The sequence below is a fragment of the Altererythrobacter sp. Root672 genome, assembly GCF_001427865.1.
Taxonomy (GTDB): domain Bacteria; phylum Pseudomonadota; class Alphaproteobacteria; order Sphingomonadales; family Sphingomonadaceae; genus Croceibacterium_A.
Window position 1 is genome coordinate 57,337 of the sequence record NZ_LMHH01000004.1, and the last position, 22,859, is coordinate 80,195.

Annotated in this window: 20 protein-coding genes and 1 tRNA gene; 12 read left to right on the top strand and 9 right to left on the bottom strand. The window is 61.1% G+C overall.

What is annotated here, in order from left to right; translation table 11 throughout:
- Positions 1-385 precede the first annotated feature (385 nt).
- Together ASD76_RS17150 and ASD76_RS17155 are read left to right on the top strand one after the other, a co-directional pair.
- On the top strand, positions 386-1,762 hold the full coding sequence (locus ASD76_RS17150) for an SIR2 family protein (RefSeq protein WP_055926142.1): 1,377 nt from the start codon (positions 386-388) through the stop codon (positions 1,760-1,762).
- A 2-nt stretch (positions 1,763-1,764) separates the two neighbouring features.
- A complete protein-coding gene (locus ASD76_RS17155; protein WP_082553946.1) occupies positions 1,765-3,864 on the top strand; it encodes an ATP-binding protein in 2,100 nt (699 codons plus the stop codon).
- Positions 3,865-3,962: 98 nt separating this feature from the next.
- Here the strand turns inward: ASD76_RS17155 and ASD76_RS17160 are convergent, their stop codons facing one another.
- Positions 3,963-5,648, bottom strand: coding sequence for an RNA-directed DNA polymerase (locus tag ASD76_RS17160; RefSeq protein ID WP_162249696.1), 1,686 nt, complete (start codon positions 5,646-5,648; stop codon positions 3,963-3,965).
- A gap of 531 nt (positions 5,649-6,179) precedes the next feature.
- Here ASD76_RS17160 and ASD76_RS17165 point away from each other — a divergent pair.
- A complete protein-coding gene (locus tag ASD76_RS17165; RefSeq protein WP_055926148.1) occupies positions 6,180-6,707 on the top strand; it encodes a hypothetical protein in 528 nt (175 codons plus the stop codon).
- Positions 6,708-6,735: 28 nt separating this feature from the next.
- On the opposite strand, the gene ASD76_RS17170 is transcribed toward ASD76_RS17165, so the two are convergent.
- From ASD76_RS17170 to ASD76_RS17180, 3 genes are all read right to left on the bottom strand, one after another.
- The gene (locus ASD76_RS17170) at positions 6,736-7,572 is read right to left on the bottom strand and encodes a DUF5681 domain-containing protein (protein ID WP_156457795.1); all 837 of its coding nucleotides are present in this window, start codon (positions 7,570-7,572) and stop codon (positions 6,736-6,738) included.
- Complete coding sequence (locus ASD76_RS17175) at positions 7,569-8,948, bottom strand: site-specific DNA-methyltransferase (protein ID WP_414826697.1); 1,380 nt, start codon at positions 8,946-8,948, stop codon at positions 7,569-7,571. Before ASD76_RS17175 ends, ASD76_RS17170 begins: the two co-directional genes overlap by 4 nt.
- A 1,126-nt stretch (positions 8,949-10,074) precedes the next feature.
- Positions 10,075-10,165 (bottom strand) — tRNA-Ser (locus ASD76_RS17180).
- Between the two features lie 95 nt (positions 10,166-10,260).
- On the opposite strand from ASD76_RS17180, the gene ASD76_RS17185 reads away from it, so the two are divergent.
- The 3 genes from ASD76_RS17185 to ASD76_RS17195 are packed head-to-tail and all read left to right on the top strand — an operon-like array spanning position 10,261 to position 11,993.
- On the top strand, positions 10,261-10,665 hold the full coding sequence (locus ASD76_RS17185) for a metallopeptidase family protein (RefSeq protein WP_055926155.1): 405 nt from the start codon (positions 10,261-10,263) through the stop codon (positions 10,663-10,665).
- 15 nt (positions 10,666-10,680) lie between these two features.
- Positions 10,681-11,670 carry a peptidylprolyl isomerase gene (locus tag ASD76_RS17190; protein WP_055926159.1) on the top strand — a complete coding sequence of 330 codons (990 nt, stop codon included), beginning with the start codon at positions 10,681-10,683 and terminating at the stop codon, positions 11,668-11,670.
- Positions 11,667-11,993, top strand: coding sequence for a DUF1905 domain-containing protein (locus ASD76_RS17195; protein ID WP_055926163.1), 327 nt, complete (start codon positions 11,667-11,669; stop codon positions 11,991-11,993). The genes ASD76_RS17190 and ASD76_RS17195 overlap by 4 nt, the downstream gene beginning before the upstream one ends.
- Here the strand turns inward: ASD76_RS17195 and ASD76_RS17200 are convergent.
- Entirely contained in the window at positions 11,990-14,071 is a 2,082-nt protein-coding gene (locus tag ASD76_RS17200; protein ID WP_055926166.1) for a RelA/SpoT family protein, read from the bottom strand. The two genes, ASD76_RS17195 and ASD76_RS17200, sit on opposite strands and share 4 nt — an antisense overlap.
- 111 nt (positions 14,072-14,182) lie before the next feature.
- Between ASD76_RS17200 and ASD76_RS17205 the strand changes: the two genes are divergently transcribed.
- From ASD76_RS17205 to ASD76_RS17215, 3 genes are read left to right on the top strand one after another with little or no spacing between them, the layout of a single operon-like run.
- Positions 14,183-14,446, top strand: a complete 264-nt coding sequence (locus ASD76_RS17205; protein ID WP_055926169.1) for a helix-turn-helix transcriptional regulator — start codon at positions 14,183-14,185, stop codon at positions 14,444-14,446.
- Positions 14,430-14,957 carry a hypothetical protein gene (locus ASD76_RS17210; protein WP_156457796.1) on the top strand — a complete coding sequence of 176 codons (528 nt, stop codon included), beginning with the start codon at positions 14,430-14,432 and terminating at the stop codon, positions 14,955-14,957. Before ASD76_RS17205 ends, ASD76_RS17210 begins: the two co-directional genes overlap by 17 nt.
- Entirely contained in the window at positions 14,954-16,090 is a 1,137-nt protein-coding gene (locus ASD76_RS17215) for an aminotransferase (protein WP_055926175.1), read from the top strand. The genes ASD76_RS17210 and ASD76_RS17215 overlap by 4 nt, the downstream gene beginning before the upstream one ends.
- 147 nt (positions 16,091-16,237) lie before the next feature.
- Here the strand turns inward: ASD76_RS17215 and ASD76_RS17220 are convergent, their stop codons facing one another.
- The 3 genes from ASD76_RS17220 to hemF form a co-directional block, all read right to left on the bottom strand.
- Positions 16,238-18,127 carry a M1 family metallopeptidase gene (locus ASD76_RS17220; RefSeq protein ID WP_055926177.1) on the bottom strand — a complete coding sequence of 630 codons (1,890 nt, stop codon included), beginning with the start codon at positions 18,125-18,127 and terminating at the stop codon, positions 16,238-16,240.
- Positions 18,128-18,230: 103 nt separating this feature from the next.
- The gene (locus tag ASD76_RS17225; RefSeq protein WP_055926180.1) at positions 18,231-18,659 is read right to left on the bottom strand and encodes a GlcG/HbpS family heme-binding protein; all 429 of its coding nucleotides are present in this window, start codon (positions 18,657-18,659) and stop codon (positions 18,231-18,233) included.
- Positions 18,660-18,663: 4 nt separating this feature from the next.
- Positions 18,664-19,518: an oxygen-dependent coproporphyrinogen oxidase gene (gene hemF, locus ASD76_RS17230; protein WP_055926183.1), complete on the bottom strand. Its 855-nt coding sequence runs from the start codon at positions 19,516-19,518 to the stop codon at positions 18,664-18,666.
- Positions 19,519-19,643: 125 nt separating this feature from the next.
- Between hemF and pdeM the strand changes: the two genes are divergently transcribed.
- Positions 19,644-20,336 carry a ligase-associated DNA damage response endonuclease PdeM gene (gene pdeM, locus ASD76_RS17235; RefSeq protein WP_055926278.1) on the top strand — a complete coding sequence of 231 codons (693 nt, stop codon included), beginning with the start codon at positions 19,644-19,646 and terminating at the stop codon, positions 20,334-20,336.
- A gap of 99 nt (positions 20,337-20,435) precedes the next feature.
- Complete coding sequence (gene infC / locus ASD76_RS17240) at positions 20,436-20,957, top strand: translation initiation factor IF-3 (protein WP_055926186.1); 522 nt, start codon at positions 20,436-20,438, stop codon at positions 20,955-20,957.
- 17 nt (positions 20,958-20,974) lie between these two features.
- Here the strand turns inward: infC and ASD76_RS17245 are convergent, their stop codons facing one another.
- Positions 20,975-21,370: a VOC family protein gene (locus ASD76_RS17245; protein WP_055926189.1), complete on the bottom strand. Its 396-nt coding sequence runs from the start codon at positions 21,368-21,370 to the stop codon at positions 20,975-20,977.
- Between the two features lie 78 nt (positions 21,371-21,448).
- On the opposite strand from ASD76_RS17245, the gene ASD76_RS17250 reads away from it, so the two are divergent.
- Positions 21,449-22,858, top strand: coding sequence for an SLC13 family permease (locus tag ASD76_RS17250; RefSeq protein ID WP_055926192.1), 1,410 nt, complete (start codon positions 21,449-21,451; stop codon positions 22,856-22,858).
- The last annotated feature ends 1 nt before the right edge of the window (position 22,859 follow it).

Consider the following 22,859-nt stretch of genomic DNA (forward strand, 5'->3'; position numbering starts at 1 on the left):
GCAGGTGCTCACAGACGAGACTCGATTTGGATTGGTTCAACGGTCGGGCTGTCCGCGTCCCGATTTCCTAACCGGAACCTGCCCTCCCGCAAGTGGCCAGTTTGCGCCACTCCATGCAGAGCGAACCCCACGGACCGGGAATGGCCGTTAGCCGGCAGGCAGGTTTTGCGGAGGCGCCAGTGGATAGCTGCCATTCGCCGCCGCGTGATCACGCAGACAGGAACCGCCGCCATGTCAGACGTTGAGGGGGCCAAATGATCATCTCTACAGCGGTCGTTCGTTCATCCGGTTTGTAAAGGCGCGAAATGGAACATTCCTGTCGTCCCCAACGGTCAATCCTCTGTGATCGCTAGGCCGAGCACAAGTGGTTTGCTAACGTTGCAGTATGACAGAGCTAAAGGGCAATAATTCTAGCGAATATCGGCTAATCGGCCCCTCAGATGATGGGAAGGTTAGCGATCTTCTCAGTGGTATGAACGCGAAAGACAGTCGGCAGCGTCTTCAGGCACTCATCTCGGAATGGCTGAGGATGGAAAACTTGGTCGTGCTGACGGGGGCGGGCAGTTCGCGATCGTCCGGCGGCAAGCTGATGGGCGATCTTGAGGCGAGCGTACTGGCGACCGTCAGGGCGATGCCGCTTATTGCCCCAACTGCTGCCGCCATTTTGGACTCGCGGTTACAGCCTACAGACGAAGGCAAGAAAACGTGGTTAAGTTTTGAGGACTGGCTTTCGTATCTCGTCAATGCGGCGCATGTCGCAGGCAGCGATTCTTCACCCTTCACCGGCGTCATCTGGAAAGGCGATCTTAAACCTAATACAAAAGAGCTGAACTGGCTCGTCGATCGCATCGGCAAGGCGATCATGATTGAATGCACATTAAGGCTGCCGAATGATGTGTCTTCAAGCGACGCCGAAGTCACTTCTCCACATCTGGCGTTTCTCGCAAAGCTCGTTGCCCGCGATAGCAACTTGGGTCGGCCGCACCTCTTCACGCTGAATTACGATACCTTGTTCGAGCAGACGCTGGAGCTGCTTGGAATCCAGTATTTCGACGGTTTTACCGGCCGCGCCAACGCGCGATTCGACCCGTCCGTATACGGACTTGATATCTACTGGCCCGGAGAAATTTCCGAAGGCCGCGTCCGCCGATACGACAAGTTCCTTCATTTTTATAAGCTGCACGGCTCGGTTCACTGGCATATCAAGGACAGTGAGCTGCGCGCCCGTCACCCCGATTTGGCTGCGATCCAAACCTATCGACAACTGGAATTGGCGGAGCGCGCAAAGAAGCTCGACGAATTTGCAGCCAGCTTCCCTTCAGTCGGAATACTGCCGACCGCCAATAAGTTCACGCAAACCCTGACGATGCCATTTGCCCATCTTTTCCGATCTTTTCAGGTTCGACTGTCCGCGCCGCAGACATTCCTTCTTGTTATGGGCTACGGCTTTGGCGACGATCATGTCACGCGCGTTATCGAGACAGCGCTAATGAATCCGTCGCTCGTCATGCTTGTGGTAGAGCCTGATCCGAAGAGCGCAACGATCAAACGGATCATGAAATACAAGGAGCTGGGCAAGCGGGCGTTCGTGCTGACCTCCACTGAGAACGCGCACGCGGCTTCCCCGTTCAAGCTGGCGACCTTCGACGACTTCGCACGGAACATTATGCCCGACGTTCAGTGGCTGGAGGACTTCCTCCGACTTCGCCGGTTCGAAAAGCAGATTCAGGCTTCGCGATCACCTAACAGTGACGAGGAATGAGCTTGGAAAATCCGCGCATCATCGGTCACATTGTTGCAGTCCAAGGTTTCCGCGTAAAGGTGGAGCTGTTGCCGGAAACGCGTTCCGCGATGAGGGCAACGCTCGACGGCGTACAGGCAGCCGTCGCCATCAATGCCTACGTCACGTTCTCGATTGGCGCAGGACAGCTTGTAATTGGCATCATCTCCGACCTCGAAGCTCGGGAGAGTTATGATCCGTCGAGCGGGGACGATCTAACGCTCGAACTCATAAAGCCGCGCAGGATTGCGAGCGTTCAGTTACTCGGAACTATCGAACAAGACAGCGCGAGCGGCGCGTTTAGTCCGGGCATCACCATTCTTCCAACTCTCGACACCCCGGCGGAAATCGGCGCGCCGGAAATCCTGAAAGCCGTATTCGAAACACCGCCCCGCAGGAACCGGCCGGACGGGCATACAGGTGAGGACTACGACTTCGATCTCCATGTCGGTTGCCCCACCGGCCAACCTGCCAACAGGGTGAAGGCGTCCTATAACGATTTGTTTTCCCGCCCGCTGGCGATCGTCGGGAACACCGGGTCGGGCAAATCCTACACAGTCTCCAGTCTGGTTCAGAAAGCGATGGCGGCACTCGGTCAGGCCGGGAACGAGCCTCATATTTTCATACTCGACGTAAACGGCGAGTACGGACGCGCGTTCGGCGCGGCCGGAGAGGAGGGAAACAGGAAGCCAGACAGGATTTATTTGAATGGGGTGGAGTTCGCGATCCCGCTCTGGTTTTTCAATGCCAAGGAAATATGCGCCTGGCTTAGCGCCTCCGAGCAGACTCAGGAGCCAGTTCTCAAAGACTGGTGGGCGCTCGCGAAGGCTAAAAGCGGGGTCAAGAACGCCTCCTCGGACGCCAACTCAGTCCATCATGCCATCTCAAAGCTTCAGGAGATGCTGCGCCTACTCAACACCAACAAACCGCGTAAACAGGGGTGCGTACACCTTTGTAAGATCATCAAAGATTACCTTGGGGCTCGGGACACTGAAGGATATCCGAAGCTCCGCGAGACACTTCTTCCCTATAAAGATCAGTACGACGCGCAGAACCCGGACTGGAACGCTCCGCTTAACGAAGCCAATATCAGGGGGGCGGCCGAGGGTTTGATCATCGAGCTGAATGGCATCTTGTCTGGCGAGCTTGCGGTAGCCACGCTCAGCGCGACAACCGCTGATAGTCCAAGATACATTTCTAAGGATAAGCTGTTCGATCCAACGCTCTTGGACAGCGCCACATCGCCCGAAGACGCCGCACGCATAGAGTCTCACCTGGCTACGCTGAAGCTCCGCTTGAAGACGCGGCTTGATGATCCTCGCTGGCGTTCCTTTCTGAACTACGCAGATGCAGAAACGGAGATACCGTCGCTGGAAGAATGGATGCAACGCATCGGGCTCGGTGCAATGAACGGACCACGCGTTTCGATCATCGACCTGTCTATGCTCAGTCACGAAGTCCTGCCCTATGCGTGCACCGTGTTTGGTCGCGTGCTTCTCGAAGCCAGAGAAAATGTCGCGGCAGCACGCAGATACAAACACCCATGGGTGCTGGTTTTGGAGGAAGCTCATAATTATGCCCGGCCAGCGAGGTCGGACGAGGAAAGAGGGCAGACTCTTTCGCGCCTCGCTTTCGAAAGGATCGCGAAAGAAGGTCGCAAATTCGGCCTCTCCCTCGTGATCGCCAGCCAGCGCCCGAGCGAAATCAGTCCGACCATCATTAGTCAGTGCGCGAATTTTATAAGCCACCGTTTACAGAATCCGGATGATATCGATCATTTCCGGCGGATCATCCCGATGCAAGCACGCAGACTACTTGATCAAGTCACGATCCTTGCATCAGGTGAGGCGATCGTATTTGGGAGCGCGTTTCATGTACCCACGCGCGTGCAATTCGAGCCGCCCAAGCCGGGGCCCTACAGCCAAACTGCCGCGCCCTACCATGAGTGGAGCACTGATAAGACGCCATTCCCACTCGGCGAAGTTGTCACGTCGTGGGGGCTCGAAACACCCATTTTAGATGCCGAAGCTCCAGCTGTCGCTCAGCCTGCTAGACCGCTAGCCGGGGATGAAGCGCCCTTCTGAGTAAGTTGGGCTGACCGTTCTCGCTTCTGATTGAGAGTTTCACGATCCGCATAGCAGAACGCTAGGCAGCGTTCGGCCTCGCAAATCGTGAGGTCGAATCAAAGAAACTCGTCCAGATCAGGTAAATCTGGAGGAGCATTCCCATGCTCGTCATTTTCCCCTTCATCCTCTTGGTCGTCTTCGTCTTCGTCGCTTTCGTCGTCATCGTAATCGGAAGTGTAATCCTCGATTGCTTCATCAGGCCCCAAGTCCCCAAACCAATTGTCATCGTCGGGTCTCTCGGGGCGCTCGAATACGGCAGGGGCTGCTCCCCAATCGAAAAGGGTGCCGCCATTCATGTGAAGTTTTTTGACGGTATCGTCGCCGCCGCCGTCATCGAGTGCTGACGGTTTGGCATAGCCAAGGGTCATTAATTCCAGAGTGAGCGGCCAGAACGAGCCCGTGAAATGGTTTCCTTCAACGCTATTCCACAAATCGGCTCGAATTTGCCTATCGGTAGTGAGACCAGTGGCATGCATGTGAGCTAAAAACGCTGAAACAATGGGGCTGTTGGTCCTGATCATCTGACTAGACATCGCCTTGTTAATCTTCAAGTTCAGCTCCTTCATGAGCCAAAGGGACCATAGAGCTTCGGAATCCCGCCCTAACGTAGAAGATTGTCCTGCAACCTCACGTGTGACTTCTGCCCATAACGTTGCGTTGATGGCTAAGCCTTTACGGCGACGCCACGCGACGACCCGTGCGACATAATCGAATGAATGTGGATACTGGACAGCGCACTGCGCAAGAAAATGCTCGAGAACCTTCCAGTTCGCACTCCAAGAATGCCGTTCGTCGAGTTTTCGGATCGTGTGCCGGATTATGCCGTCGTCATTCGTCGAGCGCGCCCGTTCTAGCACCTTACCCAAAGTCGCGACCTGATCACCGCGAGGCTGGCCATAGCTTGGAAATACCTGACCCAGTTCTTCCGCTACCTCAAACGCCCATGACTCTCCGAACACCACGCTTGTGTTGACGATGCGGGTTTTGAGCTCGTTGATATCGAGCTCATACTCTCGAAGCGCCTGCCGAAGCACTTGAAGGTGCTTTTCGCACTCCTCCACGCTTGCCCCGCCGATCCAGTAGTCATCAACATGCCGCCTGTAGGTAACGCCTTTGGGGCCACTTCGCCTGATAAACTCTCGGTCAACAGCCGAGAGAATGATCTCACTGATGACGCGTGATGAGTCTGGTCCGACCGGGATTCCAATAGTCTGCCGATCCTGAGCCTGCCTTACCGCGAAATCCAATCGATTGCCGAATACGGTCGCCGAATTGGATTTTGTGTCATCTTTTGAAGCCGCTTTACCGTGGACCGCCCATGGAATGCTGTGGGTGTAAATCGACGGAAAACAGCGTGAGACATCGGTAACGAGGCAGAACTTGAACCTTGAAAATGCCTCGAGGCGGGCACGCGGCAGTGAAGAATGAGGCGTTATTTTTGTCGAACGGGGCCCGCTAACTGGGAAGTTTGGGCGCGACAGCGAGCCTGATGCGGCCTCCAGACCCGGTAGAATTTCACTCCAATGCTTTGCGAGGAATGCGGCTTGATCGTGGAAAAAAATGGGATGAGGCAAGCCAAACAGGCGTCGCTGAAATCCACGTTTGCTCGCATTGTAGGGTGAGACCCAGCCTGAACGCTTGGCAGTCACTATATAGGATGCATTGAACTCCTCGAAATGCGGCCAAAGCGCCTTCGAGGTTACAACGGATGGTAGGTTCTCAGGGAGCAGCCCCCGGTCCATCATCCTTTTCAAATCTGGCCGATTATGTGTCGCCATCGCCCCCCCAAGGATCGTACCTTAAAATGGTCGGGGCAGAATGGTAAAGAATCTTCGGTGATCCGCGTTGCGGGTGGCCTCACACGCGAGTGCCTAGCGTTGTCGGCGGACACGTCGCTGTCAGGTGACTTCCTCGGCAATTTCGTCACAACCAGACGTTCGTCGACGCAATATTTAGTGATCGGCTATGGCAGAAGGCGGTCGCAGCACCTTCGAGCTAACGTCCGCTTGATGTAGTCAGCGTCTGCAAGCTGACAGTCCAGACTGTCCGACTTTGCCGCCATCGTCATGTGTCGGGTAATGGGCGCGGGAGCGTCCGGTTTTAGGATCGACGCTCGGCGCGCTGGATGACGACAATGGGCGCAAAGGCGACTTTCGAAATGATTGCTCTGGCGAAGCTAGCCTTCCGCAAGCTAACCGTTGGGTCGAACACAAAGGAGAGGTATCCCGATCTTTGACTTTTCGAGCAACGATCCGACAGACGTGCGCACTCTCGTGGCTCACTTCACGGCGCCCAACGCGGGATGGATCCGTCTGCGGATTGAACCTTTGCACGATCTTTACGCCATTTCCTGCACACACATCTACGACCCGTTTGACGATCTAGTTGTCTGGCTTGAACAAATCGCCAGCGGAAGCGCAGCGGCGACCTGGTGCGTCAACCAAGAAGGTTCGGTAAGTCGTCTCCAGTTCTATGGAGGGGTGGTTGATGATCGCGCCGATTACCTGCTCCATGTCCAGAGCGATAAGCAGGGCATTGCCCGGATCCGCGGGGTACGAGTGGTACGGAGCCAGCTGGTCGAAAGCCTCTATTGCAGCTTTCGCTTAATGGCCGACGATCCCAACTACCAAGCCCGCGAATGGGAGGCCCATCCGCAGTTTCAGTTGCTGGATGACCTGGGCGACGATGAGTACACGCGCGAGATCCGCCGCTTCCCGTACAGCGGGCGGAACTTGCGAGAGGTGACTTCCGCTACGCTGGCGGCCTATCTCTCAGAGAATGACGACCCCGACCAATCGTGAGCCCGGGGCGTCTCGGGCGAGTGGGCCGCTATGAAAACTTGATCCCCAATTCTGAGAGCTCAACGACCGGCCAGTTTTTGCGCCGCCGCTCAAAGGGCAGCCCCAGTTCTTCGCATTCGCGCTCCAGATGGAACAGCCAATTACGGTGCACCGATTGCCGCCTTTCGATTGCGCGGTAGTCCTCCTTGGACATCCGCAAGCGCTTTGGCAGACCCACTTCGAGGGCGATGTGGCTCAGCAACCAAAAGCCGATCCGAGCCTTGTCGAGCGATCCCTCGCCGCGGCAGTGATCCTCTTCGTGGTATAGCGACAGCTCCAAACACAGGTGGCTGAGCCGTCTCTGCTGTTCCACCTGCGCGGCATCATCTGGGTCGCACGGTCCCGTAAATCTGACGGTGAGATGCGTATAGTCGAACACGATGTCGTCGGGATGGGGCAGGTACGTCGGCAGACCTTGGCCCCTTGTCGCAGCGTCTTGCATGCGGTCGCGCGCTTTCTGCACATAGCTCTGCCAGAACTTGAAACGCTCCTGTCTAAGACGAGCCTCCTCTCGGTCCAGCGCCGTTACCATCTGAATATAATTCCGCTGAGCGAGCGGTCCGCCTTTTAGGGCCGTATGCGCCAAGGCGCGGATTACCCCTCGGGTTGTAGAAATTTCCTCGCGCCCCTCGCCCTCTCGAACCGTGATAAGCCGCGTGGCCTCCTCCCGAAGGATCGCTTCGGTCGGCATAAGAGCAACGCTGGAAGGCTCTGGTGACCGCTTAGCAGGCCGGCCGGCCGGGTTGGCGGATTGACCCTTTTTGAAGCGCGAATGTTCAGGCGGCTTTTTGTAACCGACCGCGTAATCCTTGCCTTGCGCGCTCACAGCGCGCCTCCCTGGAGACGCTCGGCAGCGACGTCGTCGAAGCTGGCGCCGGTTGCTGCGAGTGCTGCCTGCTGACCCGTAAAGGTCTCGAAGCGGCGGATGATGGTGTCACAATAGAGCGGATCGAGCTCGATCACATGCGCGGTGCGACCAGTTTCGTGCGCCGCAATCAGGGTCGTGCCCGATCCTGCAAAAGGATCGAGCACGATATCGCCGCGCCGCGAACAGTCCTTCAACGCATCAGCCACCAAGGCGACCGGCTTGACGGTCGGGTGCATGGCCAGTTCTGCCTCTCGCGAAGCGGTCAGACTGCTAATCCCAGGATAGTCCCAAACATTGGTGCGATAGCGACCGGTCTCGCCCAAGCCGAAGCTGTTTACGTGCGGCGCCTGGCCGTGCTTGAAAACGAAGATCAGCTCGTGTTTCGAACGATAGAATGAACCCATGCCGCCGTTGGTCTTGTTCCAAACGACCAGGTTCTTGAGCTCCAGGCCCACCGCCTCGCCTGCATCGCTCAGCTCGCGCATGTGCCGCCAATCCATGCAAACATAGACGATGGCGCCATCGCGCACGTGACGGAGGGAAGCTCCAAGGGTGTCGGTGAGGAAGCTGGTGAACTGCGGGACGCTCATCTCGCCGACCCCCATGGCAAACTCGCGGTGCTGGATGCGGCCAAGACCCGAGACATGGCCCTCAATGGGTACGTTATAGGGCGGGTCGGTGAACACGATATCGGCCTGGCGATCTCCCATGAGAGCCGCATAGTCCTCGCCGCTACGTGCATCGCCGCACCGCAAGCGATGCCGCCCCAGCAACCACTGGTCACCCAGCCGACTGATCGCCGCAGTGCCAAGTTCGGGAACAAGGTCTGCGACCGCGTCCGAACTGGCCGGATCGCTATTGCGCGTAGCGTCGAGCGTGAAGTCAATCTCCGCCAGGCTGAAGCCCGTCAGCTCGACCTCAAAATCGAACTCGATCAGCTCCTTCAACTCGAGAGCCAGAAGATCCTGATCCCACCCTGCATTGAGCGCGATCTTGTTGTCGGCGAGTGCATAGGCCTTGCGTTCTTCGGGCGACAGATCGCCCACGCAAAGGACCGGCACCTGTGCCATGCCGAGCAACTTCGCCGCGGCCACGCGCCCGTGCCCGGCAAGGATCTGGTCATCGTGATCGACCAGCACGGGGTTGGTAAATCCGAAGCGCTCGATACTGTCCGCGATCTGTCGCAATTGTTTGCGCGAGTGAGTCCGTGGGTTGCGGTGCGCCGGCTTGAGCGCGTCAACCTTTCGCATGGTGACTTCACGACGGATTTTGATCGCTGGCTCGCTATTCATGCCCACCCCCTCATTCAGGAAGGTAAAGTATAGATAGTGCATTACTTTGCTGGCAAGCCGACCTCATGGATCATCAATACTATCGTTTAGAACCCTCTTAGGACAATCTTAGTACCCCCTCAACGATTCTTACTTATAATTTGCTTTCAGCGATACTTCTTCCATAGAAGTATAAACCGCGCGCCTGACCAGGCCGGACCCCAATAAGGAATCGCGAATGAAAGAAAAAAAGTTACCCCTTGGCTTTGATTAATTTATTTACTTTATCCCGCGCTCAGCTTCGAAAACGGCGAGAAGTAAACGTTCCCGGGCCGGCGGCTTAATGTCAGGCCGCGGTGCACCAACCGGATCCCGTGATTCGAGCCTGCTCATGCTGTCATCAACGCGCTGCGGGATCCCGCAACCAGCGCGATCGATCCCGCTACAGATCACCCCAGTTCCGCCAAAGGGCTTTCCGATCCCGCAATTGCGGGTGCGATTGCGATTATCGCTCTCGAAATCCCACTTTAGCCTTCGGTAATCCCGTAAAAGGGCAAGACAGTCCCGCAATAAGGGCCCTCAATCCCGCAATACCGTCAACAATCCCGCAATTGGCCGTTGAGAATTCCCTGTTCCTGGCTCGAGCCTTCCCTGTTCAGAGGCAACGAATTCCCTGTTTGGTGCGCGAAGCTTTCGGCACGACGGGAGGATAAGAGGCGTCACTTCAACCAGTTACATCGGCACAGCGGGTGATGCTCTAGGAAGCGCAGTTAGTCGTTTTCCGGCACTATCAGGGAATTCGCCAATCCGTACTGTGCCAAGGGGTCGCAGAGAACACCTGGGCATTCTCCCGGAATGCACGTTCAAGGATGATTCTCCGCACTACCGAAACGCACAAGAATCTCGCGGAACCGCGCCAAAAATGCGGCCCGGAATCCGAGATATTCCCTTCGTTTTCAGATGGATAAGACTGGGTGGCGGCCAGACGTGGATTCGAACCATCAATTCTGTTTGTGCCTGCTAACCTCCGGAAGTGTCGGCATTATTCCCGAAAAAGTGTGCGAAGAGACTGAAAAGCCTGCCAAATTCCAAAATGCGGAATTGGCCTCCAAAACAGTACCGTTCTGGATTGCGGTTTTTTGAGTCTCGATCGATCGGAGAAAAAACAGAGACTATTCAGGGGACTAGGTGGCGGAGCGGGTGGGATTCGAACCCACGATACGCTTTTGACGTATACACACTTTCCAGGCGTGCGCCTTCGACCACTCGGCCACCGCTCCGCATGCCTGACGGGAGCGGCGCACCTAGCGAGAGGGGCGCGGCATTACAAGCCATGTGACTTGTCGCAATGGATTGTGCCCCCTATCCAGATCGAATGACCCGTACGATCGGTCTGGCACCGTCCGCTGATGAAATCGAAACGCTTGCTCGCGCGGCGCTGGAGCGGTTGCCGGAGGAGTTTGCCGTCCACCTCCAGGATGTCATCCTCCTGGTTGAGGAATTCGCCGATCAAGAGCTGCTGGCCGAGTTCGGGATCGAGGACCCGTTCGAACTGAGCGGCGTCTACGAAGGCACGCCCCTGCACGAGAAGAGCATCGAGCATTCGGGGCGCATGCCGGATCGCATTCGCCTGTTCCGCGCCCCCATTCTCGACGAGTGGATTGCGCGAGGGGATGAGACGCTCGAGCATCTCGTGGCCCATGTGCTCGTGCACGAGGTCGGGCATCACTTCGGCCTAAGCGACGAAACCATGCACACGCTTGAGAATGCCGCGAGTTAGCGGCAGTGTGGGGGCATGAGACTGCTGCCCGCCCTCGCCCTCGCCCTTGCGCTCTTCGCCACGACCGCGTCCGCGCAGGAGAGTCCGCCACAGGTCACTCCGAGCTCCATCGTTGCGGCAGCGCCGGCGGCGGACTGGCGCGCGATCGACCCAGCGGACTTGCTGGTGATGACGCTCGCCCCCGACAGCAGCGGGAAGCCCCGGCAAGTCGTGATCCAGCTCCTTCCATCGCCCTTCAGCCAGGGATGGGTCGGGAACATCCGTACCCTCGCCGGCCAGCACTGGTGGGACGGAACCACGGTCTATCGGGTGGTCGACAACTGGGTGTCGCAATGGGGCGATGGCGAGGATGACAAGGCCGACGCCAAGCCGCTGCCCGATGGCCTCAGGGTGGTGCCGGAAAGCGAATATACCGCGCCGATGAAGTGCGAGGTCTATAAGTACGAAGGGAAGGTGCTCGACGAACGGTGCGAGCCGGCGTTCAACGCAATCGACGCGATCGATCCCTATGTCATGCAGGGTCAGACTGGCTTCTCTGCCGGTTGGCCGGTGGCTTTCCAGCTTACCCCGGAAGGCAACCGGATCTGGCCGACGCATTGCTATGGCACCGTGGGTGTGGCGCGCGACCTGTCGCCCGATACCGGGACCGGGGCCGAGCTCTATGCAGTGATCGGTCACGCACCTCGCGCGCTCGATCGCAACATCGCTGTTGTCGGGCGGGTTATCGAAGGGATCGAGCATCTCTCCACCCTGCCGCGCGGCAAGGGCGAGGCAGGGGTCTATGACGATCCCGCGCTCAAGGTCCCGATCGTCTCCGTCCGGTTTGGCAATGAGCTGCCCGAGGCAGAGCGGCCGCATTTCGAATACCTCGCCGGCGAGAGCGCAAGCTTCGGTTTGCTGATGAAGGTCCGCGCCAACCGCCGCGACGAGTTCTACAAAGTCCCTGCCGGTGGGGTGGACGTGTGCAACGTGCCGGTGCCTGTCCGGCGAGTGGCCGCGCGGTGAGTGCCGATCCGGTCACCTTCTCTGCCCCGCTGCAGATCTGGACCAACGAGGCTGAGAACAGTTCGGTCGGTTTCGTCATCCTGCCGGCCGAGGCTGCCGAGCAAGTCGCCGGGCATGAGCTGGTGCGGAGATTGGAACTCGGCAAGCGGCGTGGCTTCGGCTCGGTCAAGGTCACGGCTCACGTCGGCAGCAGCACCTGGGACACTTCGGTCTTCCCGCAGAAGGGCCGCGAGAGCTGGTTCATGGCGGTGAAGGTTGGCGTCCGCCGGGCCGAAGCGATCGAAGAAGGCGACCTGGTCGAGATCGAACTAGAGTTGCACTAGATACGCTCGGCCTCTGCCACCGCATCACTCGCCCGGAGGGCACTGACGATGCGGGTAAGGTGGGCGAGATCCTGCACTTCCATGTCCACCTCGTAAGTGTGGAACGGGTCGTCCAGTTCGGTCTGCTCCAACGTGATCACGTTGGCGCGGTTCTTGGCGAAGATGCCGGCCATTTCCGCCAGCGTACCTAGCTTGTGATAGAGCACGACCCGCAGCCGCCCAACGGCGCCTTGCGACCGTTCGCCCCACGAAAGGTCGATCCAGTCGGCATCGACGCCGTTGGCAAGCTCCATGCAGTCGATCGCATGAACCTCGACCCCTTCGCCCTTGCGCCTGAGGCCCACGATCCGGTCGCCCGGGACAGGGTGGCAGCATTCGGCGAGCGTGAAGCCCATGCCCGGCGTCAGGCCCTTGATCGAGATCGCCCGCGCCTGTGTCGGCTCGTCGGGGAGATCGACGGTGCTGCCGGGTACGAGCGCTTCCATCACCTCGCGATCGTCCACCTTGGCGGCGCCGATGGCGTACATGAGGTCTTCCTCGTCCTCGAGGTCGAGGCGCTCGGCGGCTGAGGCGATCGCCTTCTTGCCGATTTTGGCGGGCAGGCGCTCGGCGATCTGGGCGAACAGCTCGCGCCCGATGGTGACGACTTCCGCGCGCTCCTTCGCGCGCACCGAGCGGCGGATCGAGGCGCGCGCCTTGCCCGTCACCACGAAGGCGAGCCAGGACAATTGCGGCTCAGCGTTGGCGCCCTTGATGATCTCCACCACGTCGCCGTTGTTGAGCGGCGTGCGCAGCGGCATGTGGCGGCCGTTGATCTTGGCGCCGACGGTATGCGCCCCGAGGTCCGTGTGGACGGCGAAGGCGAAGTCGACCGGGGTCGCGCCTTTCGGCAGCTGGAACAGCGCGCCCTTGGGGGTGAAAGCGAAGATGCGGTCCTGGTAGATCGCCAGCCGGGTGTGTTCGAGCAGCTCTTCGGCGTCGTGGCTGGAATCGACGATCTCGATCAGGTCGCGCAGCCAGCCGACCTGGCCATCGGGCTTGTCGCCCTGCTTGTAGGCCCAGTGAGCGGCGAGGCCGAACTCGTTCAGGCGATGCATCTCGCGCGTGCGGATCTGCACTTCGACGCGCATCGAGTTCTCGAAAATCAAGGAGGTGTGGAGCGACCGGTAGCCGTTGGTCTTCGGGGTCGAGATGTAGTCCTTGAACCGGCCCGGCACGAACTGCCACGCCTGGTGCAACACTCCGAGCGCGCTGTAGCAATCGCCCACCGACTCCGCGAGCACGCGGAAGGCCATGATGTCGGTGATCTGTTCGAAGCTGACGTGCCGTTCGGCCATCTTCTTCCAGATCGAATAGGGGTGTTTCTCGCGTCCCCAGACTTCGACCTTCATCCCCTCAGCGGCCAGGGCCTGCTTGATCTTGAGCGCGATCGCATCGACTTGCCCGCCTTCGGAACTGCGGATCTGTTCGAGCCGTCCGGTGATGGTGGCGTAGGCTTCGGGCTCGAGCTGTTCGAACGCGAGCAACTGCATCTCGCGCATGTATTCGTACATGCCCACCCGCTCGGCCAGGGGGGCATAGATGTCCATCGTCTCGCGGGCGATGCGCTTGCGCTTCTCCGGGCTCTTGATGAAGTGCAGCGTGCGCATGTTGTGCAGCCGGTCGCCGAGCTTGACCAGGAGCACGCGGATGTCCTCGCTCATGGCGAGGAAGAACTTGCGCAGGTTCTCCGCCACGCGCTGGTTCTCGGCCAGCTGCTCGATCTTGGAGAGCTTGGTAACCCCGTCGACCAGCTTGGCGACATCCGAACCGAAGTTCTTCTCGATGTCCTCGATCGTCGCCAGCGTGTCCTCGACCGTGTCGTGCAGCAGCGCGGTGACGATCGTTTCCTGGTCGAGTTTGAGGTCGGTCATCAGGCCGGCCACTTCGACCGGGTGGCTGAAGTAGGGGTCCCCGCTCGCACGCTTCTGCGTGCCGTGCTTCTGCACGGTATAGACATAGGCGCGGTTGAGCAGCGCCTCGTCGGCATCCGGGTCATAAGCTTTGACCCGCTCCACTAGTTCGTACTGACGCAGCATTACCCCTGATGTGCGTTGCAGCGCGGCGGGGGGCAAGGGGGCTTTTTCCGCTCCTCGATCAGGAAACGCATAATTGTTGTGTTTACATAACGAATCAGCTTATATGCGAACATGAGCGCACGAATATACAACCGCATCGCTGTATTCCGCGCCGAGGTGGGGATGACCCGCAAGGCGCTTGCCGAAAAGGTCGGCGTCAATCCGCAGACGATCGGGTTCCTCGAACGGGGGGACTACAACCCCAGCCTCGAACTCGCGCTGCGTGTCTCGCAGGTGTTCAAGGTGCCGATCGAGCTGCTGTTTTCCTTTACCCCATTCCCGAGCGTGGCGGCGACCCTGCTCGGCCAGGAGAGTGATGATGCCTTACAAGGGTGATCCAATCGCCGAGAAGCTCGACAAGGTCGCAGAGGCAACCGGGATGCCGCAGTTCTCGCGCAGGCTGGCGAACCGGTATCCTGTTCGCTTCCGGATCTTGCCCCTCATCTTGCTGGCCGTCGCGTTCGGCGGTCTATGGGTGCAGATCGCCGTCAGCGAGATCTACGGCTACTTCGTGGTCATGTTTGCCTTCCTCGGCACCACGGGCCTCTTGCCATTCAGCCCCTTGAAGAAGGTAGGCCGTGGGTTCGACGAACGAGAAGCGGCGCTTGTTAAATCGGGCCACTTCATCGGCCTTCTCGTAACGGCGGGCATCGTAGTGCTCGGCTGCGTGGCCATCGGACTTGGGGTGGTTGCTACGCAGATTGGCTTTGGCCAGTTCTGGGCGCCGGCCAAAGTGACTGACTGGTTCGCGCTGGCGCTGTTGCTTGCTACCGTTGAGATCAATGTCGCGATTTTGGCGTCCAGTGCCCGGCTGCCTTCTGACGATCCGAACGACGAGGACGAATGAACCCCCCTGCGACCACGATCTTCGACCGCATGTCCGCCCTGGCGCGGGAGCTTGGCGCGATCAATCTGGGGCAGGGCTTTCCCGACTTGCCCGAGCCGCCAGAGCTGCTGGAGGCTGCGCAACGGGCGTTGGTCGAGAAGTCGAACCAGTACCCGCCGATGCGCGGGCTGGCCGAACTGCGCGATGCCGTCGTCAGCTACTACGCGAGGGAGCAGGGGCTGCAGATCAAGCCTGAAGAGGTCATCGTCACCTCTGGTGCCACCGAGGCGCTTGCAGCGGCCATTCTCGCCTTCTTGAGACCAGGCGATGAGGCGATCCTGTTCCAGCCGTTCTACGACGCCTACTTGCCCCTGGTGGAGCGCGCAGGCGGGGTGGCTCGCACGGTCAGCCTGGTCCCGCCGAATTGGACATTACCGCTCGATCAGTTCGAAGCCGTGATCGGGCCGAGGACGCGGCTCGTCATTCTCAACACTCCCAACAACCCAACCGGCACGCTGGTGGACCGCGCCACGCTGGAAGCCTTGGGCGAGTTGTGCGAGCGCCACGACCTCATCCTGCTGTGCGACGAGGTGTGGGAGGGCATGATCTATGGCGGTGCAACGCACGTTTCCCCGCTCGCAATCTCGTCCCTGCGCGAGCGTGCGGTAAAGGTCGGATCGGCGGGCAAGCTCTTCTCGCTTACCGGGTGGAAGATCGGTTGGGCTGTTGCCGCGCCGCCGCTGGCTGAAGCGATCGCGCGGCAGCATCAATACCTGACCTTCACCACGCCCACTCCGCTGCAATGGGCCGTAACCGAAGGGTTGGCGCTGCCGACCGAATGGCACGCGGTGCACCGGGCACGCTACGAGGCTGGACGCGAACGGTTGGTAAGCGGACTGACGGCTGCCGGCTATGTCCTGCTGCCGTCGGAAGGAACTTGGTTCGTCACGGTAGACCTCACCGCATCAGGTCTGCCGCCCGACGACGAAGTCATCGCCGAGCGCATGATCCGCGAGGTTAGCGTGGCTTCGATCCCGCCGTCGGTGTTCTACCGGGACGATCCCGAACGCGGTTACCTGCGGCTCTGCTTTGCCAAGGAGGATGCCACTCTAGACGAGGCGATTGCGAGGTTGGCACGGTTTAGAAACGGCTAAATCTTCGATCCTCTCCGAGCTTGCTCGGGGAGGTGGCGCGCGTCGGAGACGCGTGACGGAGGGGTAAGCGGAACAACTCAACGCCCCTCCACCATCCGCTTCGCGGACGGTCCCCCTCCCCGAGACAAGCTCGGGGAGGATCAAGAGTTAACCGCCCGTAGCGACCAACTTGTCGACCGAGCCCTGCGTCACCGAGTGATACCCCGCCCGCGTCTCCGCGTAGATCCGCTTGGCGATCGGCTGGCCCCACTCTGCCTCGCCCCACAGCGCTTCGAACAGCGGTAGGACGAACTTGCGACGACCAACTTCGCCGAGGAACTTTTCGGCCACGGGCACAGCCGGGTCGTAGCGATTGGCCAGCGCCAGCTCGAGCCAGGCGAACAGGACTTCGCTGTTGCCCGAATGCGAAAGGCCGAGGTCGCGGTCGAGCCGGTCAAGCTCGTCATGGCTCAGCTTCTTCGGCAGCTTCGCGATCAAACGCTGGCGCTCGGCTGTGGTCCAGCCTGCCCAGGCTTCAGGATCGATGAAGTGGGTCGAGGGATAATGCGAAGCCGCAGCGTCCACTTCCGCGAAGGCCGAGGCTGAGGGACGGGCGACGTTCGAGGGCAGGCCCGGCGCATAGACCCACTGGTCGAGCATGAGCTGCTCTTCCAACTGGGCAGCGCCTGCGATCAGGTGTTCGCGCATGTCGGCAACGATCATGGCCGAAGTCGCCGGCTGGAACGCGTGGCTGTCGAACCACTGGCGCAGCCAGGCGTCGAACCGTTCGCGGCCGACTGCCTTTTCGACGGTGCGCAGGAACACCGCGCCCTTGTCGTAGACAATGCCGGACTCACTGTCGTCCACGCCGTCCGCACCCTTCGGCAGATGCAGCGCCGTCACCGGTGCATCCGCACCTTTCTTCGCCAGCACCTTTTCGACCTCGGCAAAGCTCAGCGCCGCCTCCTGGCTCGCCCGGCGCGAGCCATAGAGCGCTTCGACAATGCGGTTCTCGAAGTAGCTGGTCACGCCTTCGTTGAGCCAGGAGTCCGACCAGTTGGCATTGGTGACGAGGTTGCCCGACCAGGAGTGCGCCAGCTCGTGCGCGACAAGGCCAGTGAGGCTGCGGTCGCCGGCGATGAAAGTCGGCGTGAGGAAGGTCATCACCGGGTTTTCCATGCCGCCGTAAGGGAAGCTCGGCGGCAGGACGATCATGTCGTAGCGACCCCAGCGATAGGGACCGTAAAGCGCCTCGGCCGCCCCGACCATCTTCTCGGTGTCGACCAGTTCGGCTGCAGCGGCATCGAGCATCGAGGGTTCGGTCCACACACCGGTGCGCGGGCCGAGCTCGCGGAAGGCGATGTCACCCGCGGCAATGGCGATCAGATAAGGTGCAACCGGTTTGTCCATCGCAAAGCGGAACGCGCGGGTGCTGCCGAGGTCCTCGGGCTCACCGATCTTGAGGCCGGACATCACTACGGTCAGCGGCTTGGGAGCGACGATGCGCGCCTCCCAGGTCTGGCGGATGCCGGGGCTGTCCTGCGTCGGCACCCAACTGCGGTTGAGGATCGCCTGGCCCTGGCTCAGAAGGTAGGGATATTTGCCGCCTGCGGTTTGCTCCGGCGCCAGCCATTGCAAGGCCTCGGCTTCGGGTGCTGCGGCATATGTCACCACGATACGGCGGGCCTTGCCGATAGTGACAGTGACCGGCGCGCCCTTGCCCTTGACCTCGTCTCCCACTGTGAAGGCCAGTTCCCGCCCTGCCTCGTCGGTGATGCAGGCGATCTGCAGCCCCTCGCTGTCGAGCACGATCGTATCCGCGTCAGGCCGCGCGGCGATGTCGAGCGTAGCGGTGCCACCCACGCTCTTGGCCTCGAAGTCGAGCGCCAGATCGAGCGCTACGTGCGTCACCCGCGCCACTTCCGGCTGGGCAAAACTCCACGAATCGCGCGCGTCTTCGCTCAGGAGCACCGGGGAAACCATCTCGGCAGACTGCGCCTGCACGGGGACTGCGGCAACGGTCGCGAGGAGCAAGGCAAGCGAGGCAGCGAAACGCATTCGAATCTCCGGGAGGGGCGGGAAGTTTCGCCTGTAACGATAGGTAGCTGAACAGGGGTTGTCACGCAGTGCGCGCGTGTGAAGCCCCGGAGGCGCGCAACGCTTAGTTCTTGGCGCGCAAACCTACTGCTTCGATGGCTGCGAGGGCACAGGCTTCGTCGTTGTCGCTAGTGTCACCGGTAACGCCGATCGCGCCCACGACGGTGCCACCCGCATCGCAGATGATTACTCCGCCGGCAGCCGGAACCATGCCGCCTTCGCTCATCGTATCGACTGCCGCGATGAAGTGCGGCCGGTCGACCGCCATGTCGCCGATCGTGCGGCTCGACACGCCCAGCGCCAGCGCACCCGCGGCCTTCCCGCCGGCGAGCTTGACCCGCATGTTCGAGGCCCCGTCCTGCCGCTGGCAGGCGATCAGGTAGGCGCCGGGATCGTGGATCGTGACGGTCAGCGGCTTGAGGCCAAGCTCGGCGCCCCTGGCGAGGGCGGCTTCGATCAAAGCGTTGGCTTGGGCGAGGTTCAGGCGATGCATGATTTCAACTCCACTTAACCTCGGGCGGCAGGCTCATGAGGATGGCGTCGATATTGCCGCCGGTCTTGAGGCCGAACAAGGTGCCGCGGTCGTAGACCAGGTTGAATTCGACATAGCGACCGCGCCATTCGAGCTGGGCTTCCTTCTCTGCGGGCGTCCATTCCTGGCTCATGCGCTTGCGCACGATCCGGGGAAACACGTCGAGGAAAGCCTCGCCAACGTCCTTGGTGAAGGCGAAGTTGCGGTCCCACTCGGGATCGTCTGCGCATTCGAGATGGTCGTAGAAGATCCCACCAACGCCGCGCGCCACGTTGCGGTGGGGAATGAAGAAGTACTCGTCGGCCCACTTCTTGAAGCGCTCGTAATATGTGGGGTTGTGCGCGGCGCAGGCGGCGCGGAAACGGGCGTGGAACTCCTCGGTGTCCTCCTCGTAAGGGATCGGCGGATTGAGGTCCGCTCCGCCACCAAACCACGCCTTACCGGTGGTCAGGAACCGCGTGTTCATGTGCACCGCCGGAACGTGCGGATTGGCCATGTGGGCGACGAGGCTGATGCCCGTTGCGGTGAAGCCGGGGTTCTCGTCCGCTCCGTGGATCGTGCGGGCGAACTCGGGTGAGAACTGGCCCGAAACGGTCGAGACGTTGACGCCGACCTTTTCGAACACCTGCCCTTTCATCACGCCGCGCACGCCACCGCCGGGATTCTCGTTGCCGGCCTCCTGGCGATCCCAGCCGGTGTATTCGAACTGCGCGTCCGAGCCGGCCTCGCGCTCGATCGCTTCGAACTCTGCGCAGATGCGATCGCGCAGGCTTTCGAACCAGTCCTTGGCGCGGGCGGTGTGGGGGGTCCAGTCGATCATCAAGTCCTCACTTGCAGGAGATGGGCATGAGCCGCACCTGCCCGGCCTGGCAACTCGTCGCATTGACGAAGCTCAAGCGGCGCCGCTCCCTTGCCAAAGCCGTCGGTCGGGAGCAAGGGAAGCGCATGGTTCCCCTTTCGTTCGCTGGCGAGGAATTCCTCCTGACCACGGGCCGCGCGCTCTACTGGCCGCGCGAGCAGGCGCTGCTGGTGGCCGACCTGCACCTCGAAAAGGCGAGCTTCTTCGCGCGCCATGGCCAGATGCTGCCGCCCTACGACAGTCGCGAGACCCTGGAGCGGCTGGCACTGGCGATCCGGGAGACCGGGGCCCGGCGAGTGTTCACGCTGGGCGACAACTTCCACGACTCGACGGGAACCGAGAGGCTGGAACCGCACGCCGCCGGCATGCTCGCCGCCCTCACCCGCGCAACCGACTGGGTCTGGATCACCGGCAACCACGACGCCGCGATGGAAGCCCAAGCGGGCGGCACGCTGGCCGAAGAGCTGGAGATCGCCGGCATGGTCCTGCGTCACCAGGCCAAGGCCGGCGAAACCCGGCCGGAGTTCTCCGGACATTACCACCCGCGCCTGCAACTGACGGTGCGCGAGCGCCATATCCGCCGCCCCTGCGCCGTCGTGAGCACCGATGGAACCGGCAGTGGACGGATGATCCTGCCCGCCTTCGGGGCGCTCACCGGTGGGATGGATGCCGCCGACCCGGCGATCCTCTCTGCGCTCCAGCCCGCGCAAGCCATCGACGCCGTGGTAACGGCTGGCGGAAGGCTGGCGACATTCCCCCTTTGGCGGGCCGCAGCCTGATACACCGCAACCCCTAGCGCGTTTCGCCGTTAGCCACTAAGTAGCCGCCTTCGTTAAACCGATTCAGGAGATTGCCCCATACCCCGTCCACCCCGGCGCATGCTCGCGCCCCCGGTTAAATCCGGCCCTCGCTTCGATGATATGATTCAGTCCGACAAGGTCCGCGTGATCGACGAGAACGGCGAGAACCTTGGCGTCATGTACACCCGCGAGGCGATCGAGCAGGCCAACGACGTGGGCATGAACCTCGTCGAAGTGTCGCCCAACGCCGATCCGCCGGTGTGCAAGTTCCTCGATGTCGGCAAGTTCCGCTACGAGGCACAGAAGAAGGCCAACGCCGCTCGCAAGACTCAGAAGACGCAGCAGATCAAAGAGATCAAGATGCGTCCGAACATCGACGATCACGACTATGACGTGAAGATGCGCAGCGTGGTCAAGTTCATCGAAGAAGGTGACAAGGTGAAGATGACCTTGCGCTTCCGCGGTCGCGAAATGGCGCACCAGGACCTGGGTATGAACCTGCTCAAGCGGGTGCAGGAAGACGTCGCCGAGATCGCCAAGATCGAAGCTTATCCGCGCCTCGAAGGCCGCCAGATGCTAATGGTGCTGGCGCCTAAGTAAGACACTGCGCTCCCCGGTCAGTCAGCGACGGCCGGGGGCTCCCACAATTCGATCGGATTGCCTTCGGGATCGTGGATGCGGGCGAAGCGGCCCACGTCCGGATGGTCCCATCCGGCCTTGGTGATCACCTCGATCCCGGCCGCGCGCAGGCGTGCCAGGAGGGCGTCGATCCCCGCGACCTTCAAGTTCACCATCACCTGTCGGTCGGCAGCGAAGTAGTCGCTCGCCCGCGGGAAGATCGAATAGACGGTATCCCCTCCCTGGGCCGCCCAGAACCAGTCTCCGTCGGGAGTTGGTTCACCCGCCGACGTAACCGGGAAACCCAGGTGGTCGCGATACCACGCCGCGAGCGCCGCCGGATCGTCGGCCCGAAGGAATATGCCGCCGACCCCGAGAACCTTGCCCTCGCCCATCGCCTGTCCCTTTGCCCTTGCCGGGATGAGACGAGAGCCTAGGATCGCATTGGAAGAGGGTAAAGGGGGGACTGCCGCATGTCGGCAAAGCGTATCGGCTTCATCATCGGTCTAGCCGCTTTCCTGCTCACCTTTGTCATCCCCGCCCCTGCCGGCATGCCGTCCGCTGCATGGCTCACCGCCGGCCTGGTGGCGTGGATGGCCGCATGGTGGATGACCGAGGCGGTTCCCCTGACCGCAACCGCGCTGCTTCCGTTCGTGGTCCTGCCTCTTGGCGGCGTGATGACTGCCAACGAAGCGGCGAGCAGCTATTACTCGCCGACCATGTTCCTGATCCTGGGCGGCGCGTTCCTGGCGCTCGCCATCGAGCGGACCAATCTGCATTGCCGCCTCGCCGTCGGTATTCTCAACACCATGGGCAAGCGCGGGGGGCCCAACCAGCTGCTGTTCGCTTTCATGATCGCGACGGGGCTGCTCTCGACCACAATCTCCAACACCTCGACCGCGCTGATCATGATGCCGATGGCGCTGGCGGTGCTCGGCGCCGGCGGGGTCTCGGCCGATCGGCAAGATGGTCTCTCCGGCGCGCTGCCGATGGGCATCGCCTTTGCCGCCTCGATTGGTGGGCTGGGCATGATCATAGGTTCGCCGACCAACGCCATCGCGGTCGGCCTGCTTGAAGAGACCATCGGCGTGCAGATCAGCTTCGTGCAGTGGATGATCTACGGCATGCCGATCGTCCTGCTTGGAATACCGCTCGCCGCGCTGATCATCTCAAAGGTGCAAAAGGTCGGGCAGGATAGCTTTGACGTCGCCGCCGCCCACGCCGCCATCACGACGCAGCGCGAGTGGACCGTGCCCGAAAAGCGCCTCGTGCCGCTATTCGCGCTCGCGTTCCTGCTGTGGGTGACCCAGCCGCTTACCGAGCCGCTGTTGCCCAAGGGGGCGCTGACTGACGGCACGATCGCGGTGTTCGTCGGCCTGTTGCTGTTTATCGTGCCTGATGGAACCGGGCGCCCGATGCTCACCTGGCCCGAGGCCAACCGCGCACCGTGGGACGTGATCATGATGTTCGGCGGCGGACTTGCACTCGCCGCCGGAATGACCGCCTCGGGCCTCGCGACCTGGCTCGGCCAGTCGCTTCTGCCGCTGGCTGCCCTGCCGTTGTGGGTCGTGGCGCTGGCGGTGGTCGCCCTGGTCATCCTGATCACTGAATTCGCCAGCAATGTCGCCACCGCCAGCGGGATCATGCCGGTAGTGGCGAGCCTGACCGTCGCGCTCGGCGCCGATCCCCTGCTGCTCGCCCTGCCCGCGGCGATGGCGGCTAGCTGGGGCTTCATGCTCCCGGCCGGCACTGGGCCCAACGCCATTGCCTGGTCGACCCGGCGCATCGCTCTTCCGCGCATGGTGGGCGCGGGCTTCTTGCTCGACATAGCCGGGATATTTTTGCTGGTCGGAGCGGTTTGGGCCGTAGCCGCGTTGTTCTGAC